Annotated in this window: 14 protein-coding genes; 10 read left to right on the top strand and 4 right to left on the bottom strand. The window is 69.8% G+C overall.

All coding sequences use genetic code 11. The features are described 5' to 3' along the window. Nucleotides 1-60 precede the first annotated feature (60 nt). From IEX91_RS00315 to IEX91_RS00300, 4 genes are all read left to right on the top strand, one after another. Complete coding sequence (locus IEX91_RS00315; protein WP_188876306.1) at nucleotides 61-1,482, top strand: DHHA1 domain-containing protein; 1,422 nt, start codon at nucleotides 61-63, stop codon at nucleotides 1,480-1,482. A gap of 134 nt (nucleotides 1,483-1,616) precedes the next feature. Further along, nucleotides 1,617-2,135: a GNAT family N-acetyltransferase gene (locus tag IEX91_RS00310; protein ID WP_188876305.1), complete on the top strand. Its 519-nt coding sequence runs from the start codon at nucleotides 1,617-1,619 to the stop codon at nucleotides 2,133-2,135. Nucleotides 2,136-2,202: 67 nt separating this feature from the next. Further along, entirely contained in the window at nucleotides 2,203-2,553 is a 351-nt protein-coding gene (locus IEX91_RS00305) for a DUF5783 family protein (protein WP_188876304.1), read from the top strand. A gap of 25 nt (nucleotides 2,554-2,578) precedes the next feature. Beyond that, nucleotides 2,579-2,932 carry a NifU family protein gene (locus IEX91_RS00300; RefSeq protein ID WP_188876303.1) on the top strand — a complete coding sequence of 118 codons (354 nt, stop codon included), beginning with the start codon at nucleotides 2,579-2,581 and terminating at the stop codon, nucleotides 2,930-2,932. A gap of 55 nt (nucleotides 2,933-2,987) precedes the next feature. On the opposite strand, the gene IEX91_RS00295 is transcribed toward IEX91_RS00300, so the two are convergent. Further along, entirely contained in the window at nucleotides 2,988-3,275 is a 288-nt protein-coding gene (locus IEX91_RS00295) for a DUF7130 family rubredoxin-like protein (RefSeq protein WP_188876302.1), read from the bottom strand. A 177-nt stretch (nucleotides 3,276-3,452) separates the two neighbouring features. Between IEX91_RS00295 and IEX91_RS00290 the strand changes: the two genes are divergently transcribed. From IEX91_RS00290 to IEX91_RS00280, 3 genes are read left to right on the top strand one after another with little or no spacing between them, the layout of a single operon-like run. Next, nucleotides 3,453-4,811, top strand: coding sequence for a diaminobutyrate--2-oxoglutarate transaminase (locus IEX91_RS00290; RefSeq protein WP_188876301.1), 1,359 nt, complete (start codon nucleotides 3,453-3,455; stop codon nucleotides 4,809-4,811). Next, complete coding sequence (locus IEX91_RS00285) at nucleotides 4,808-6,286, top strand: pyridoxal phosphate-dependent decarboxylase family protein (RefSeq protein ID WP_188876300.1); 1,479 nt, start codon at nucleotides 4,808-4,810, stop codon at nucleotides 6,284-6,286. Before IEX91_RS00290 ends, IEX91_RS00285 begins: the two co-directional genes overlap by 4 nt. Nucleotides 6,287-6,332: 46 nt before the next feature. Continuing rightward, nucleotides 6,333-6,842, top strand: a complete 510-nt coding sequence (locus tag IEX91_RS00280) for a zinc ribbon domain-containing protein (RefSeq protein ID WP_188876299.1) — start codon at nucleotides 6,333-6,335, stop codon at nucleotides 6,840-6,842. A 286-nt stretch (nucleotides 6,843-7,128) separates the two neighbouring features. On the opposite strand, the gene IEX91_RS00275 is transcribed toward IEX91_RS00280, so the two are convergent. The 3 genes from IEX91_RS00275 to IEX91_RS00265 all read right to left on the bottom strand — a co-directional run bounded on the left by IEX91_RS00275 (nucleotide 7,129) and on the right by IEX91_RS00265 (nucleotide 11,473). Further along, complete coding sequence (locus IEX91_RS00275) at nucleotides 7,129-10,653, bottom strand: DNA polymerase II large subunit (RefSeq protein WP_188876298.1); 3,525 nt, start codon at nucleotides 10,651-10,653, stop codon at nucleotides 7,129-7,131. Nucleotides 10,654-10,835: 182 nt separating this feature from the next. Continuing rightward, complete coding sequence (locus IEX91_RS00270) at nucleotides 10,836-11,261, bottom strand: PPC domain-containing DNA-binding protein (RefSeq protein ID WP_188876297.1); 426 nt, start codon at nucleotides 11,259-11,261, stop codon at nucleotides 10,836-10,838. A gap of 38 nt (nucleotides 11,262-11,299) precedes the next feature. Beyond that, on the bottom strand, nucleotides 11,300-11,473 hold the full coding sequence (locus IEX91_RS00265) for a DUF7556 family protein (protein WP_188876296.1): 174 nt from the start codon (nucleotides 11,471-11,473) through the stop codon (nucleotides 11,300-11,302). 429 nt (nucleotides 11,474-11,902) lie between these two features. On the opposite strand from IEX91_RS00265, the gene IEX91_RS00260 reads away from it, so the two are divergent. The 3 genes from IEX91_RS00260 to IEX91_RS00250 are packed head-to-tail and all read left to right on the top strand — an operon-like array spanning nucleotide 11,903 to nucleotide 15,048. Further along, nucleotides 11,903-12,751, top strand: coding sequence for a CBS domain-containing protein (locus IEX91_RS00260; protein ID WP_188876295.1), 849 nt, complete (start codon nucleotides 11,903-11,905; stop codon nucleotides 12,749-12,751). Next, on the top strand, nucleotides 12,748-14,487 hold the full coding sequence (gene glyS, locus IEX91_RS00255) for a glycine--tRNA ligase (RefSeq protein WP_188876294.1): 1,740 nt from the start codon (nucleotides 12,748-12,750) through the stop codon (nucleotides 14,485-14,487). Before IEX91_RS00260 ends, glyS begins: the two co-directional genes overlap by 4 nt. After that, nucleotides 14,488-15,048 carry a dolichol kinase gene (locus tag IEX91_RS00250; RefSeq protein ID WP_188876293.1) on the top strand — a complete coding sequence of 187 codons (561 nt, stop codon included), beginning with the start codon at nucleotides 14,488-14,490 and terminating at the stop codon, nucleotides 15,046-15,048. Nucleotides 15,049-15,074: the final 26 nt, after the last annotated feature.

Genomic DNA, 15,074 nt, shown 5'->3' with positions numbered 1-15,074 from the left:
GGCGCGCACGGCGGACGCGGATACGGGCGTTTATCGGACGTGACGGCGTATCGGGACGCCATGGACGCGCCCGTTCCCGAACTCGCGACGCGGGCCGCGCGGTGCGCCGAGCGGCTCCGCGCGGCGGACGACCTCCTGCTCGCGTCGCACATCGACGCCGACGGCCTGACGAGCGCCGGCATCGCCAGCACGGCGCTCGAACGCGCCGGCATCGCCCACGACGTCGTCTTCGAGAAGCAACTCGACCGCGAGGCCGTCGAGCGCTACGCGGCGGCCGACTACGACGCCGTCTTCTTCACCGACTTCGGGAGCGGCCAGCTCGACGTCATCACCGACTACGAGGCGTTCACGCCGGTGATCGCGGACCACCACCAGCCGGCGGACGCCGCGATCGAGTTCCACCTGAATCCCCTGCTCGAAGGACTCGACGGCGGGAGCGAACTCTCCGGGGCGGGCGCGAGCTACTGCGTCGCGCGTGCGCTCGAAGGGGACGACGGAGACAACCGCGACTTGGCGGCGCTGGCGGTCGTCGGCGCGGTCGGCGACATGCAGGTCGTGGAGGGCGAGCTGATCGGGGCGAACGCGGGGATCGTCGCGGAGGGCGTCGAGGCGGGCGTGCTCGACGCCTCGAAGGACCTCGCGGTGTTCGGGACGCAGACGCGCCCGCTGCCGAAACTGCTCGCGTACGCGAGCGACGTGCCGATACCGGGGATCACTGGCGATCGGAACGGCGCGCTCCGGTTCCTCGACGGCCTCGACGCCGAACTGCGCGAGGACGGGGAGTGGAAGGCGTGGGCCGATCTCGACACGGCGGCGCGCCGGACGGTCGTGAGCGCGCTCGTCCAGCGGGCGATGCGGACGGGCGTGGGGGCCGACGAGATCGAGGCGCTGATCGGGACGACGTACACGCTGTGCGGGGAGGAGCGGGGGAGCGAGCTTCGGGACGCGAGCGAGTTCTCCACGCTCCTGAACGCGACGGCGCGCTACGACCGGGCGGCCGTGGGGCTCGCGGTCTGCCGGGGCGAGCGCGGCGCGCCCCTCGATGCGGCGCGCGACCTCCTGCGGGAACACCGTCAGACGCTGGCGACGGGCGTCGACGTGGTTCGAGAGGTCGGCGTCGAGCGCGAGTCGCACGTGCAGTGGTTCCACGCCGGGGATCGCCTGCCCGAGACGGTCGTCGGGATCGTCGCCGGGATGGCGATGGGGGAGGACGGCGTGGAGGCGGGCGTCCCGATCATCGCGTTCGCCGAGAAGGACGACGGCGGGGACGACGAGCCGGGCGTGAAGGTATCGATGCGGGGGACGCCCAGACTCGTCGAGCGCGGCCTCGACCTCTCGACGGTCGCGGCGGAGGCCGCGGCGGCGGTCGGCGGCGACGGCGGCGGCCACGAGGTCGCGGCGGGCGCGACGGTGCCGGCGGGCCGGGAGACGGACTTCGTCGCGGCCGCCGACGCGGCGGTCAGTGAGCAGCTCGGTTCATAACGAACGACCGTTATAGTTTTGTGGGCGGAAGTCGTACGGCGTCGTATGACCGCACCCGTAGCACACGCGCGCCGGTACACCCAGACGATCGACCCGCGAGCCGAGAGCCCACCGCTTCCCACGACACCACCCAGATGACTCAGAGTGCGACGCGGACGACGACGACGGACGAACTGCTCTGTGACCCCCCGTTCAGTTTTCGCGCGGCCGACGGTGCGCGCGTCGAGATCGGGGCCGCGACGGCGGGCGACGCCGACGCGCTGGCCGCGATGTACGACGCGTTCCCGCTCACCGATCGGACGCAAGGTCTCCCCCCGACGGACGCCGACGAGCGCCGCGAGTGGCTTAGAACGCTGCTGGACGCGCACGGCGTCGTCGCCCGCCGCGACGGCGAGATCGTCGGACACGCGGCGCTGATCGAGGCGGGCGACGCGCACGAGCTCGCCGTCTTCGTCGCCCCGAACGCGCGCGGAAACGGCGTCGGGACCGGCCTCCTCCGCGGGCTCCTCGGCGCCCACCGGACGCGTGGTGGTGGGCGCGTCTGGCTCGCCGTCGAGTCGTCGAATCGGTGTGCGCGCGCGCTCTACCGGCGGTTCGACTTCGAGGTCGAACGCCGCGGGCGCGTCGAGCTGACGATGGCCCGGACGATTTGATATCGCGGTATAGAATATATAGACGCGGACCGCCCGGCTTTTGGCGCTCCGCGGCGGAACGTCTCGTATGGCCGACTTCACGCCCGACGAGTTCGAGGAGGGGAAGTACACGGAGTATTTCGCCCAGCTTCAGACCGCGTACAAGCGCGCGTTCAACGACCTCAACGAGCGATACGACAGCACGCTCGTCCACTCGCTCGACCAGCAGGTGCTCAACGAGAGCGAGCCCCACTACGAGGGCGACGGCGAGTTCAGCGTCGACCTCCCCGCGGATCCGATAGAGCGACTCGACGGCGTCGTCGAACCCGAAAGGGCGGAGGCGGTCCTCGAACGCTACGTCGAGGGGATCGAACACCAGCTCCGAGTCGCCTTCGGTTTCGAGGGCGAGGGCGAGGACGGCGGGCAACCAAAAGCCTAAGGCCGCGAATCACCTATTGCCACGTATGAGCACCGAGAGTCAGTCCGGGGACGACCTCGAGGAGCGCGTCACGAGCTTCCTCCGGCGGAACTTCCCACAGATCCAGATGCACGGCGGGAGCGCCTCGATTACGAACATCGACCGCGAGAGCGGCGAGGTCGACATCCAGCTGAGCGGTGCCTGTTCGGGATGCGGTATCTCCCCGATGACGATCCAGGCGATCAAGGCTCGGATGACGAAGGAGATTCCCGAGATCGAGACGGTCAACGCCGACACCGGAATGGAGGGCGGCCACTCGGGCGGCATGTCTCCGTCGTTCCCCGGCGAGACGTCGGACGACGACTCCGAGACCGACGAAGGTCCGCAGGCCCCGTTCTAAACGACCGTTCTTCCGTTTTTTCTCGACGCGCGTAGCGACGGCGTCGCCGGACTCCTCAGTCCTCCGTCCAGTAGTAGAGGTGTTCTCGCGGCGCGTTACAGTCCGGACACTCGTCGGGGATGTCCTCGACCTCGCCGACCGCACCGCAGTCCGAACACCGCCAGAGGAGTTCGGCCTCGCCGAGGTCGTGGGGGGTGTGCTCGTGCTCGACGGAGAGCGCGGCGACGCCCTCGCGGGTCGTGACGAAGAAGCCGTCGTCGTTGAACCCGCGGACCGTCCCGATCTCGCGGCCGTCCGCGTCGTACACTGCGGTCCCGATCTTCACCGGTGAATCGTCGCTCATACACGGGGGTTCGGCCGGTCGTTCCTTAAAGCCAATCGCCGGACGGGTGTGGAACGACCGCACACCACAGTAGGCGAGGGGTTCGCCGGTCGATACCTTACTACCCGGAAGGGAAGTAGAGAGGGACGTGACTGGGACACCGCGACAGACGAGCGAGCGTGATCACGAGGGCGAGCGATGACGTACGAGGAGGCCGGAAACGCCGGACTGCTCGACCAGCAGGCGGCGCGCGAGTCCAGCGCCCGCACCTACCCCCGACACCTCCCGTTCGCCATCCGCGAGGCGAGCGGCGTCGAGCTGACGGACATGGACGGGAACACGTACTACGACTGTCTCGCGGGCGCGGGCACGCTCGCGCTCGGGCACAATCACCCCGCGGTCACCGACGCGATGGAGGCGGCGCTCGACGACGACCGGCCGATCCACACGCTCGACATCACGACGCCCGCCAAGGAGCGCTTCGTGGACTCGCTCATGGCGAGCCTCCCCGATGACGTCTCGGAGAACGCGAAAGTGCAGTTCTGCAGTCCCGCCGGGACGGACGCCATCGAGGCCGCGCTGAAGCTCGTCAAGACCGCGACGGGGAACGACGACGTGCTCGCGTTCCGCGGCGCGTACCACGGGATGACGAACGGCGCGCTCTCGATGATGGGCGACACGCACGCGAAGAAGGAGCTCTCGGGGCTGATGGCCGGCGTCCACCACCTCCCCTACCCCTACCGGTACCGAAGCCCGTTCGGCGAGGCGGGTGACGAAGACGGCGCGACGGCCGCGCGCTACGTCGAGCGGTTCCTCGACGACCCGGGCCGAGGCGTTCGCGACCCCGCGGGGCTCTTCGTCGAACTCGTCCAAGGCGAGGGCGGCGCGGTGCCCGCCCCCGACGAGTGGACGCGCGAGATACGTCGGATCACCCGCGAGCGCGACATCCCGATGGTCGTCGACGAGATCCAGTCGGGTCTCGGGCGAACGGGGGAGACGTACGCCTTCGAGCACGCGGGTATCACGCCCGACGTCGTCACGCTCTCCAAGGCCGTCGGCGGCGGCCTCCCGCTCGCCGTCGTCGTCTACGACGAATCGCTGGACGGCTGGGAGCCCGGCGCGCACGCCGGAACGTTCAGGGGCAATCAGCTGGCGATGGCGGCCGGCGAAGCCACCATCGACTACGTGCTCGAACACGACCTCGACGACCACGCCGAGCGGATGGGGGCGCGCCTCCGCGAGGCGCTCGACGCTCTCGAAGCGCGCTACGACGCGGTCGGCGACGTCCGCGGGCGCGGACTCATGCTCGGCGTGGAATTCGTGGACGCCGACGCCGAGCCGGACGACGCGGGCGCGCGGCCCGCCGACGAGGACCTCGCGGACCGCGTGCGCACCGAGTGTTTCGAGCGCGGCCTCGTCATCGAACTCGGCGGCCGCGGCGGGTCGACGGCGCGCTTCCTCCCGCCCCTGATCGTCGACGCGGACGACGTCGACGAGATCGCCGCGATCTTCACGGAGGCCGTCGCGGCCGCCGTGAACGCGGAGGTGGCGCCATGAGCGACCTCGAAGAGCGCTTCCTCGGCACCGACGCGGGCGCCGAAGCCTACCGCGATGCGGCCGAGCGAGCGCGCGAGGCGGCGATCGACGCGACCGATACCGACGACCCCTTCTCGGGCGCCGAGCCGGACGCGATCCGCGCGTCGCTCCCCGAGGACGTCCTCCCCGAGTCGGGGATCGGCCTCGACGCGGCCATCGACGAGGCGGCGGCCGACATCCTCGCGGAGACGGTGAACGTCTCTCACCCGCGGACGGCCGCGCACCTCCACTGCCCGCCGACGGTGTCCGGCCTCGCGGCGGAGACGATGCTCTCGGCGACGAACCAGTCGCTCGACTCCTTCGATCAGAGCGGCGCGGCGACCGTCGTCGAGGAGCGCCTCGTCGAGACTCTCGGCGACCTCTTCGGCCTCGGTGACGGGTCGGACGGCGTCGTCACGAGCGGCGGCACGCAGTCGAACTTCCAGGCGCTCTTGCTCGCGCGGGATCGCTACTGCGAGGAGCGCTTGGATCACGACGCGCAGGCCGCGGGCCTCCCACCCCAGGCCGACGACCTCCGGATCGTCTGCTCGGCGGAGGCCCACTTCACCGCGGAGCAGTCCGCCCACCACCTCGGCCTCGGCCACGATGCCGTCGTCACGGTCGAGACGGACGCCGACCACCGGATGGACGTCGACGAACTCGACGCGACGCTCGACCGTCTCGACGAGGCGGGCAACGAGGTCGTCGCCGTCGTCGGGACCGCCGGCACGACGGACTTCGGTGCGATCGATCCGCTCGATCGGCTCGCCGACCGCGCGCGTACGCGCGACGCGTGGTTCCACGTCGACGCCGCGTTTGGCGGTGCGCTCGCGCTCACCGACGACGCCGACCGCCTCGCCGGCATCGAGCGTGCGGACTCAGTCTCCGTCGACTTCCACAAGCTCTTCTTCCAACCGATCAGCTGCGGCGCGCTCCTCCTCGACGAGCGCGAGGCCTTCGGGTACGCCGCGCGCAACGACGACTATCTCAACCCCGCGGACTCCGCGCTCCCGAACCTCGTCTCGAAGTCCACCCAGACGACGCGGCGCTTCGACGCGCTCAAGCCGTACCTCACGTTCCGCGCGCTCGGCCGCGAGGGGATCGCCGAGGCCGTCGAAACGGTGTGCACGACCGCGAACCGCGCGGCGACGCTCCTCGATTCGTCCCCCGACTTCGCGCTGCTCGCCGAGCCGTCGCTCAACACCGTCCTCTTCCGGTACGAACCGCGGGAGATGGCGGACGACGACCTCGACGCACTGAACACGGCCGCCCGCGAGGCGCTCTTCCGCGACGGGCGGGCCGTCGTCGCGCGTACCGAGGTCGACGGCGTCGAGGCGCTGAAGCTGACGCTGATGAACCCGCTCACGACGCTGGACGACATCGCCGACACGCTCGACGCGCTCCGCGACGTCGCCGAGAGCGTCGACGTCGGGTCGCTGACGGCCCGGGACGCATAGGTCGGCGGCCGGCTTTAAGCCGCGCCGCGACGACATCCTGACACCGATGCCCTCCAACGAACGCGATGGAAACGGCGGCCCCGACGAGCGCGACGAAGCACCCCGCTCGACGGTGTACTGTCGGGGGTGCGGCGCGGAGATCAGCGAGGACGCCGACATCTGTCCGGAGTGCGGCGTCCGCCAACCGACGGGCGGCAGGAGCGCGGGCGACGCCGAGTTCTTCGAGCAGTACTCCACGCTGACGTGGCTCGGGAGCGCGCTCGTCACCGCGCTGACGTTCCCCGTCGGCCTCCTCGTGCCCGCGTACTTCGCCTACCGGGCGAAGCAGGGGACCGGCGTCGAGCAGGGCCGCTGGGAGGTGTGGGCCGTCCTCCTCGGGAACGTCATCGGAATCGCCGCGGTCGAGCTCGCCGGCGAGACCGGCGCGAAAGTCGTCGTGATCCTCGAACTCCTCCTCGGGATCTTCGTGATCCTCGCCGGGATCATTGGCGCCTTCGTCCTGTCCGGCGCGTACGCGCAGGTCGGCGGCGCGCCGCTGCTCGCGCTCGGCGTCTAAAGACCCGAGGTAGGCAGATCGGAGGCGTCGCGAGGAAGGGGAACGAAGCAAAGCAGTGCGGTGCGGTACGGTATAGTGCGGCGCAGTACGGCGTGGAGCGGGTACGACGCGGCGCGGAACGATACGGTTCGCCACAGCGCGGTGCGGCGCAGAACGATACGGTGCGCCACGGCGCGGTGCGGAACCGCACCGCACCCACCGCGCGCCGGCGGCGCGCGGGAGTTTTGAGTGGAGGTTTTTGCCGCGAGGGGTCGCGCAGAGCGCGACCCCTCGCGGCAAAAACGTCCTACATGAAGTCCGCGATGCCGGACTGTTTGTTGTGGTCGTCCTCGAAGACGGATTCGAGCGAGGCCTCCAAGACCTCCAAGCGCTGTTTCGTGTACTCGCGGCAGTCGTACTCCTCCGCGACCTGAAGTGCGGTGTCCATATACTTGTTCACGGAGCCCTCGTGGACGGTGAGGTTGACGCGCCCGCCGCACTCCCGGCAGTCACCGGAGAGGGGCATTCGCCGGTACTTCTCTCCGCAGTCGAGACAGCGGGTCTCCTGGCGGCTGAACGCCCGGAGGTTGCCGATGAGGTCGGGGAGGAAGTGGCCCTCGATGACGCGCTCTGCGACGTCCGTCTCGTCGACGGCGCGGAGCTTTCGCGCCAGCTCGAGCTGGGCGTCCATCTTCTCCATCATCGAGCCGAGGGTCTTGTAGGCCGATAAGTCGGGACCGAGGGCGATGTCGGTCGTGTCGTGAGTGTGTCGGAAGCCCGTGTACTCCTCGTCGGTGCCGAGCGACTCCTCCGCAATGGTGATGTCGACGTCCTCGGGATCGGCCATCTCCCGGGTCGCCTCGTAGAACTCCAGGGGGTAGTGCTCGACGACGTCCATATTGTGCGCCTCGTCGTCGATCTCGCTCGGGTCGATCCGCGAGGACATCACGAGGGGCGCGTCCATCTGCCCGCCGCGCTTGTCCGGGAGATAGGACTTCGAGAAGTTCAGCAGGCCGTCCATCAGGAGCATGACGCAATCTTCGTCGCCATCGCAGTTCCGGCGCTTGGCGGCGTGGAAGTACGGGTGCGCGTACCCCACCGCCGCGGACGTGAAGCCGACGACGCGGCCGACGACCGCGGCCGACGTGTGGGGGGCCATACCGAAGACGAGTTCCCCCACGAGATCGTCGCGCTCCTCGACCTCGTAGAAGGGGTCCATCCCGTAATACTCGCTGAGGAGGTCGTCGACGAAGTCCGCGGTCTTGAGCATGTGCTCGGCGGCGCCGTCGGGGAGGACGATGTCCTGCACGCGAAGCTCGACGAGCTGGTCGTCGTGCGTGAGCGGGCGGCCTTCGATGTCGGTGTCGTAGCCGAGCTCGCGGAACTGTTCGACGGAAACGTCGAGTTCGGCGGGGCGCACCGAGGTGACGGGGAGGTCCGTCATGTCGTATCGCACGGTGCCGTCCTTGAACGTCGTGACACCGTGTTTCGCGCGGAGGACGCCCTTCTCGATGGGTTCCGGGATCTTCTCCGTCGAGGTGAGCCCCTTGACGCCCTTGAGGATATCGTAGGCGTTCTCGCGCTCGCCGACGGCCTGGAGGGCCTCGCGGTAGGCGCTCCGGACGTCGACGGTCTGACGCTCGACGTTGTCGAGTTCGCGCTCGCACCGCGGGCACTCGACGCGCCCGGACTCGTCGGGGCGGGCGACGACGCCGCAGTCCGCACACTCGTAGTGTGGGTCGGTCCACGCGCCACACGCCCCGCAGCGGGATTTGTAGGTGCGTTCGCCGCAGTCGGGGCAGACGCGCTCGCCGAGCTGGACGTCGACGAGGCCCTGCTCGGCGCGCATGTCGGGCGTGTAGTCGGCGGCCTCGCGGAAGGAGCGCTGCGGGCCGCCGGCCTCGCCGATGGGGAAGAGCGTGTGGACGGCGGGCGAGAGGTCGCGGGACTCGGACTTCTCCGGGCGGCCCATTCGGTTACCGATGCGCGTCGGAGCGCGCTCCTGGACGGCGAAGGGCGCGACGGCCTCGACGGCCTTCATCGCGTTCGGCCACTCGCGTACCGCCGCTCCGAAGTCGTCGCTCGTCCAGTCGCGTTCGAGGTCGTCGTCGAACCCGAGCGTGCGGGCGAGCGGGCGCCAGTCGTCGACGGCGAGCGTCGCCTCGCCCTGTGCGTGCTCGACGAGGAGGCGTTCGAGCGCGCGGCGCGCGCCGTCGGTGCGCGGGATCTGGAGGGTGTCGTCCTGCACGGCCGCGCCGTCGATGGCCTCCGCGAGCGCGCACAGGTCGTCGAGGTCGAGATCGTGCCACGTGTAGGTGTACTTGGGGTGGAGCGGGGCGTCGTACTCGCTCGCCCACGAGAGGGCCTGCTCGGCGTCCGGATCCGCGAGGTCGACGTACGGCGAATCGCGCAGGGCCTGCACGTCCGCGCCGGCCGCCGCGAACGCCTGCTCCCACCACTCGACCGTCCATCCCGCGGGCGCGAGCGGGTGGTTGTTCTCCACGAACTCCCCGTAGTTGACGAGGTATTCGCCCAAGTCGAGAATCTCGACGACGCCGTTCTGGACCTCTAAGGCCTCCGCGGGGTCGTCGATCCGCCGGACGTCGCCGTTCGCCAGTTTGACCGTCGGCCCCTCGATGGAGTCGACCGGGACGACGCCGCCCGCCTTCCCCGGACGCTCCGTCTTGATCTGCGTGCCGGTCGCGAGGAAGTCGTCGACGACGTGCATCGTCGCGGGGTGAACGCCCGCCGTCGCGAAGCCGTGATTGCGCGCGCGGCCGTAACGCAGGCGGAAGCCGCCCACCTCCGAGGGGTGGCCGAACACCGGTCGACCCGCGATGAGGTCGCGGAGGTATTTCCCCGCGGAGTCGACTCGCGGCGGCCCGTCGGGATCGGACGCGTCGTCGTCGTCGTCGGTCTCGGTTCCCTCGGCCGCGTCCGCGTCGGCCGCGTCGCCGTCGGCGTCGTCACCCGTCGCGTCGCCGTGATCGTCGTAGTACGTCCCGTCGATGAGATCCTGAAGCCACGGCCACTCCACCTCGTCGAGCTGTCGCGTGTAGCGCTGGATCTTCGGCGCCTTGAGCGCGATCCCCTCCGCGAGCACGAGACACATCCCGCCGCGCGCGGAGTTCGTGTCGACTCGCTCCAGATCGCGGAAGCCCGAGACCTCCTCGTCGCCCGTGGCCTCCCCGTCGAGCATGATCGGCATGTGCTCGGCGATGAACTTCGTCTCCTCGTCCTTCGGCGAGTACTGGAGACCGGTCTCGTCGTCGTAGAGCGAGACCTCCTCGGCGTAGCGTTCGACTTCGTCGTCGCGCGCGGCGTACTGCTCGATCCCCAAGAGGGAGCGCGCGTAGTCCGCGACGAGCACGGAGAGGGCCTGTGCGGTCCCGCCGGCCGAGCGGATCGGGCCCGCGTAGTAGACGTTCACGAACTCCGTCCCGTCGCCGTTCTGCAGCAGTTCGACGCGATCGATGCCCTCGATCGGGGCCGCGACGACGCCTTCGGTGAGGAGGGCGACGGCGGTCCGGACCGCGCCCTCGATCTTCCCCGCGCGGGTGTCGTAGTCGCCGACCGTCCCCTCGACGAAGTCCTCGACGAGCGCGAGCGCCGCCTCCTCGCGGCCCATCTCGCCCTCCAGTTCGCGGACGCGTTCCGCGACGCCCTCGATCCCGAGGATGTTCTCGACGCGGTCCGCCATGTCGCGCGCGACCGGGATCTCGACCGCCGGAACAGGGTCCTCGCCGCGGGTCTTCGCCGCTTCCGCGACGTCGAAGGCCTCGTCCAACTGCGATTCGAGCCCCTCGAAGTAGGCGTCGTCTACCGGGCGCATCAGTTCACGACATGTACAGCGCTGACGCTCTTGAGGGTTGTGCTCGCCCCGCCGCCGCGACGCGTCGGCTACTCGCGGATCGCGACGCTCGACGCTCGTCCGTTCGGTTTCGAGGGCCGTCGGCCCTCGCTACTCACGGGTCGCTTCGCTCCCCGTTCGTCGTTCGCGGCGCAAAGCGCGCGCTACTCCCACAGCGCTCGGCCGCCCGCCGGGTCGACGTCGCGCGTCAGGTAGTCGTCGAAGGTCCGACAGTAGAGCTCCCCGTCGAACACCGTCGCGCGTTCGAGCGCGCCCGCGATCGACTGCCCCGAGGGCCGCGAGAGGACGACGTGCGCGGCGACGGCGGGTTCGTCATCGTCGTCGCCGAGGGCGATCGTCCCCGTGCACGACGCGACTTCGAGCGGTTCGTCGTAGCTGACGGTCTCGTACGCGAAGGCGTCCTGGTCGTAGTAGGCGAGCTCGGCGTCCTCGACGGCGCCCGTGGCGTGGAACCAGCCGGCCTCGACGTCGGCGGCCGCGGCGAAGGATTCGATCTCGTCGATCCACTCCGTGCCGTAGTCGAGGCGGACGGCGAACTCGCGATCGCCCGTGACTTCCCGTGCGTCCATGTGTGGGGGTCGCGGCGGGGCGAGAAAAAGGGGCGTGGTTAGCACATCTCGTGAAGCGGCGCCGCCTCCGCAGTGGGGGTGGCGAGCCAAGCCCCGTCGCGTTCGACGTCGGCGATGACGTACCGCTCCACGCCGCCGTCCTCGTCGACGGCGGCCATGACCTCACCGGCGCTGCCGTCAGCGCTCGGCACGACGGTCGTATCGGATGCCATGTCATCTGATACGAGGAGACAGCACCCACTTAAGCCCATCGATGATTCCCCGTGACTGTCGCACCTTTTGGCCAAAAAGGTAGACGCATGAAGTTATTGCACCCCGGTAATATCTGAATATTCTGTAATATACATCCGAACAGGACGAACGTGTATCGAACATACGACAATACCGAATGAACGACCATTTAGAATATTGGCAGCGGGGATCACCTCATTCGCCTCACCGAAGAGGCGGGAGAGATAGAGGGGACATCGAACCGCTGTCGTCCCGTCACCGCACCGTCCCGTCACCGCACCGTCACTGCACCGCTACCGCACTACCCCTGGCTCACCACTTGTCTCTCCCCTCGCTCGCCTTCACCAGGGAGGCGAGGCAGGGAGAGACGGTGCGTAGCCTACAAATGGACCGCCGTTCTAGTCGGCGCCATGAAAGTCGCCGACGTGATGACGCCGCGGGCGGACGTCGTAACCGTCTCGCTCCCGGGGACCCGCGACGACGTGCTGGAGTACCTTCAGGAGCGCCACTTCTCGGCCGTCCCCGTCGTGAAAGGGGAGGGCGACGAGGAGGTCTATCGAGGGCTGATCTCCCGTGCGGACCTGATCGAGGATCCCGACGAGGACCAGCTCGCACTCCTGCTACGTGAGGTTCCCACCACCAGCGGCGACACGTCCGTCGTCGAAGTCGGGCGCCTGATGGCCACCGAGGGCGCCCGCCGCGTCCCCGTCGTGGACGGCGAGCGACTCACCGGCATCGTCACCATCACCGACGTCGTGCGGGCCATCGCGGACGGCGACGTCGCGGGCGAGGCGACCTGCGGCGACCTCGCGCGCCGCGACGTGAACACGACCTACGCCGGCACGCCGCTCCCCGTCGCGGAGCGCGAGATCGCGTACGCCGACGTCCCGTACGCCATCGTGCTCGACGACGAGGCGGACATGGCGGGCGTCCTCACCGAACCGGACGTCATCGACGTCGCGCGCGTCGTCGAGGGCGAGGACGACGTCGGCGCGAGCGTCGCCGGCGACGACGACGAGTGGAAGTGGGAGTCGCTCAAGGCCACCGGGAATCGCTACTTCCCGACGCGGAACGTCGAGATCCCGGGCGAGCCCGTCAGCGAGTTCATGACCGCGGACCCCGTGACGGTGACGAAGCGTCGGACGGCCCGGGAGGCCGCCCAGCGGCTCCTCGAACACGACATCGAACAGCTCCCGCTCGTTGAGGGCGACGCGCTCACCGGCATCGTCCGGGACGTCGATCTCGTCGCCTCGCTATGACGGACCTCGTCGAACTCGCCAAGCGCCGCGGGTTCTTCTTCCAGTCGAGCGAAGCCTACGGCGGCGTCTCCGGGTTCTACACCTACGGTCCGCAGGGCGCGTCGCTGAAAGCGCACGTCGAGGAGACGTGGCGCCAGCGCTTCGCCCTCGCGGAGGGGCACATGCAGATCGACGCTCCCACCGTTATGCCCGAGCCCGTCTTCGAGGCCTCCGGGCACCTAGACGGGTTCGACGACATGCTCGTCGAGTGCGCGGAGTGCGGCGAGAGCCATCGCGCCGACCACCTCATCGAGGGCGCCACGGACATCGAGGAGGCCGAGAGCCTCCCGACCGACGAGGTCGCGGCGCTCCTCGACGCCCACGACATCGTCTGTCCGTCCTGCGGCGCGGCGCTCGCCGGCCAGCCCGTCGAGGAGTTCAACCTCATGTTCGAGACGAACATTGGGCCGGGCACGAGCCAGACGGGCTACCTCCGGCCCGAGACCGCACAGGGGATCTTCGTCGAGTTCCCGCGGCTCAAGGAGTACGCCCGCGGGCAGCTCCCCTTCGGCGTCACGCAGATCGGGAAGTCGTACCGGAACGAGATCAGCCCCCGGAACGCCCTCGTCCGCACGCGCGAGTTCACGCAGGCCGAACTCGAACTCTTCGTCGATCCCGACGGGGACGCCCCGGACGTCTCCGCGGTCGCGGACGTCGACGTGACGCTCTATCCCGCGGCGAACCAGCCCGACGGGGACTACGTCGAGACGACCGTCGGCGACGCCGTGGCGGAGGGGATCGTCGACCCGTGGGTCGCGTACTACCTGGGCGTCGCCACGGAGTGGTACGAGACGATCGGCGTCGACTTCGATCGCTTCCGCTACCGGCAACACCAGCCGGGCGAGCGCGCTCACTACGCCTCCGATTGCTGGGACGCCGAGGCGGACGTCTCGGCGCCGGGCGAGGCCCCCGAGTGGATCGAGATCGCGGGCTACGCCTACCGGGGTGACTACGACCTCTCGAAGCACGCCGAGCACGGTACGGAGACCTTCACCGTGTTCAAGCAGTACGACGAGCCGAAGACGGTCGAGCGCGCGAGCGTCGACCCCGACATGTCGTACCTCGGGCCGGAGTTCGGCGGGGCGGCCGCCGACGTCGCGGACGCCCTCGCGGCGCTCGCCGAGCGCGACCGGACCGCCTTCGAGGGCGAGGAGGTCGCGGTGGACGTCGACGGCGAGACGTACACCGTCCCGACCGAGAAGACCGGCTTCGAGTTCGCCGAGGAGACGGAGGCGGGGCGACACGTCACGCCGCACGTCGTCGAGCCCTCCATCGGCATCGACCGCACCGTCTACACCGTGCTCGCGCACGCCTACGACGAGGACGAGGTCGACGAGGGCGAGCGAACCGTCCTCCGCCTCGATCCCGCCGTCGCGCCGACCGGCGTGGCCGTCTTCCCGCTGATGGATAAGGACGGGATGGGCGAGCGGGCCCGCGAGATCGCCGCTGACCTCCGCGCGGACGGCTACGACGTCACCTACGACGACTCGGGGAACATCGGGCGACGCTACCGCCGCCAGGACGAGGTCGGGACGCCGTTCTGCGTCACGGTCGACTACGAGAGCGTCACCGAGGTGCCGGAGACGGTGACGCTGCGCGAGCGCGACAGCACCGAGCAGGTCCGCGTCCCGACCGCCGACCTCGGCGCCGTCCTCGCCGACCTCCGGGCGGGCGAGACGACCTTCGACGACCTGTAGATGCCCGAGCTCGGGCGGCGCGCCGTCCACGCGTCCGGGGCGGTCGTCCCGCTCGCGTGGCTCTTCGGCCTCGTCGCGTGGCGATGGATCGAGTGGATCCTCGTCTGCGGGCTCGCGCTCGGCGCCGTCCTCGAATACCTGCGGCTCTCGGGGCGCGCGGAGTGGGCGGTGTACGACCGACTCACACGCGAGTACGAGCAGGAGCATCTCGCCGGCTACTTCCTCTACGTCGTGGGAATGGCCGTCACCGGCCTCGGCTTCCCGCCGCACGTCGCGGCGCCCGCGATGTTGCTGCTCGCGCTCGCCGATCCGTTCAGCGGGATGCTCCACGCGGGCGGCCTCGATCGCAAGCCGCTCGGGGTGATGGCCGCGACGTTCGCGCTCTGCGTCGTCCTCGGCGTGACGTCGGGCGTGGCGCTCCTGCCCGCCGCCCTCGGCGCGCTCGGCGCGACGCTCGCTGACGGGCTGTCACCGACGGTCCGGGGACACGTGATCGACGACAACCTCACCATCCCGATCGTGGCCGCGAGCGCGATGTGGATCGGCGTGCAGCTCGCGTGAGCGGCCGAGAACGGTCCAAGGGTAGA

The organism is Halarchaeum nitratireducens (assembly GCF_014647155.1).
Classification (GTDB): domain Archaea; phylum Halobacteriota; class Halobacteria; order Halobacteriales; family Halobacteriaceae; genus Halarchaeum; species Halarchaeum nitratireducens.
This window is presented reverse-complemented; position numbering and strand designations above follow the sequence as displayed.

Coding starts and splice junctions, on each gene's coding strand:
- IEX91_RS00250 (WP_188876293.1), top strand. CDS start 14,488: ATGCCCGAGCTCGGGCGGCGCGCCGTCCACGCGTCCGGGGCGGTCGTC.
- IEX91_RS00315 (WP_188876306.1), top strand. CDS start 61: ATGGACGCGCCCGTTCCCGAACTCGCGACGCGGGCCGCGCGGTGCGCC.
- IEX91_RS00260 (WP_188876295.1), top strand. CDS start 11,903: ATGAAAGTCGCCGACGTGATGACGCCGCGGGCGGACGTCGTAACCGTC.
- IEX91_RS00280 (WP_188876299.1), top strand. CDS start 6,333: ATGCCCTCCAACGAACGCGATGGAAACGGCGGCCCCGACGAGCGCGAC.
- IEX91_RS00300 (WP_188876303.1), top strand. CDS start 2,579: ATGAGCACCGAGAGTCAGTCCGGGGACGACCTCGAGGAGCGCGTCACG.
- glyS (WP_188876294.1), top strand. CDS start 12,748: ATGACGGACCTCGTCGAACTCGCCAAGCGCCGCGGGTTCTTCTTCCAG.
- IEX91_RS00310 (WP_188876305.1), top strand. CDS start 1,617: ATGACTCAGAGTGCGACGCGGACGACGACGACGGACGAACTGCTCTGT.
- IEX91_RS00265 (WP_188876296.1), bottom strand. CDS start 11,473: ATGGCATCCGATACGACCGTCGTGCCGAGCGCTGACGGCAGCGCCGGT.
- IEX91_RS00295 (WP_188876302.1), bottom strand. CDS start 3,275: ATGAGCGACGATTCACCGGTGAAGATCGGGACCGCAGTGTACGACGCG.
- IEX91_RS00270 (WP_188876297.1), bottom strand. CDS start 11,261: ATGGACGCACGGGAAGTCACGGGCGATCGCGAGTTCGCCGTCCGCCTC.
- IEX91_RS00290 (WP_188876301.1), top strand. CDS start 3,453: ATGACGTACGAGGAGGCCGGAAACGCCGGACTGCTCGACCAGCAGGCG.
- IEX91_RS00275 (WP_188876298.1), bottom strand. CDS start 10,653: ATGCGCCCGGTAGACGACGCCTACTTCGAGGGGCTCGAATCGCAGTTG.
- IEX91_RS00285 (WP_188876300.1), top strand. CDS start 4,808: ATGAGCGACCTCGAAGAGCGCTTCCTCGGCACCGACGCGGGCGCCGAA.
- IEX91_RS00305 (WP_188876304.1), top strand. CDS start 2,203: ATGGCCGACTTCACGCCCGACGAGTTCGAGGAGGGGAAGTACACGGAG.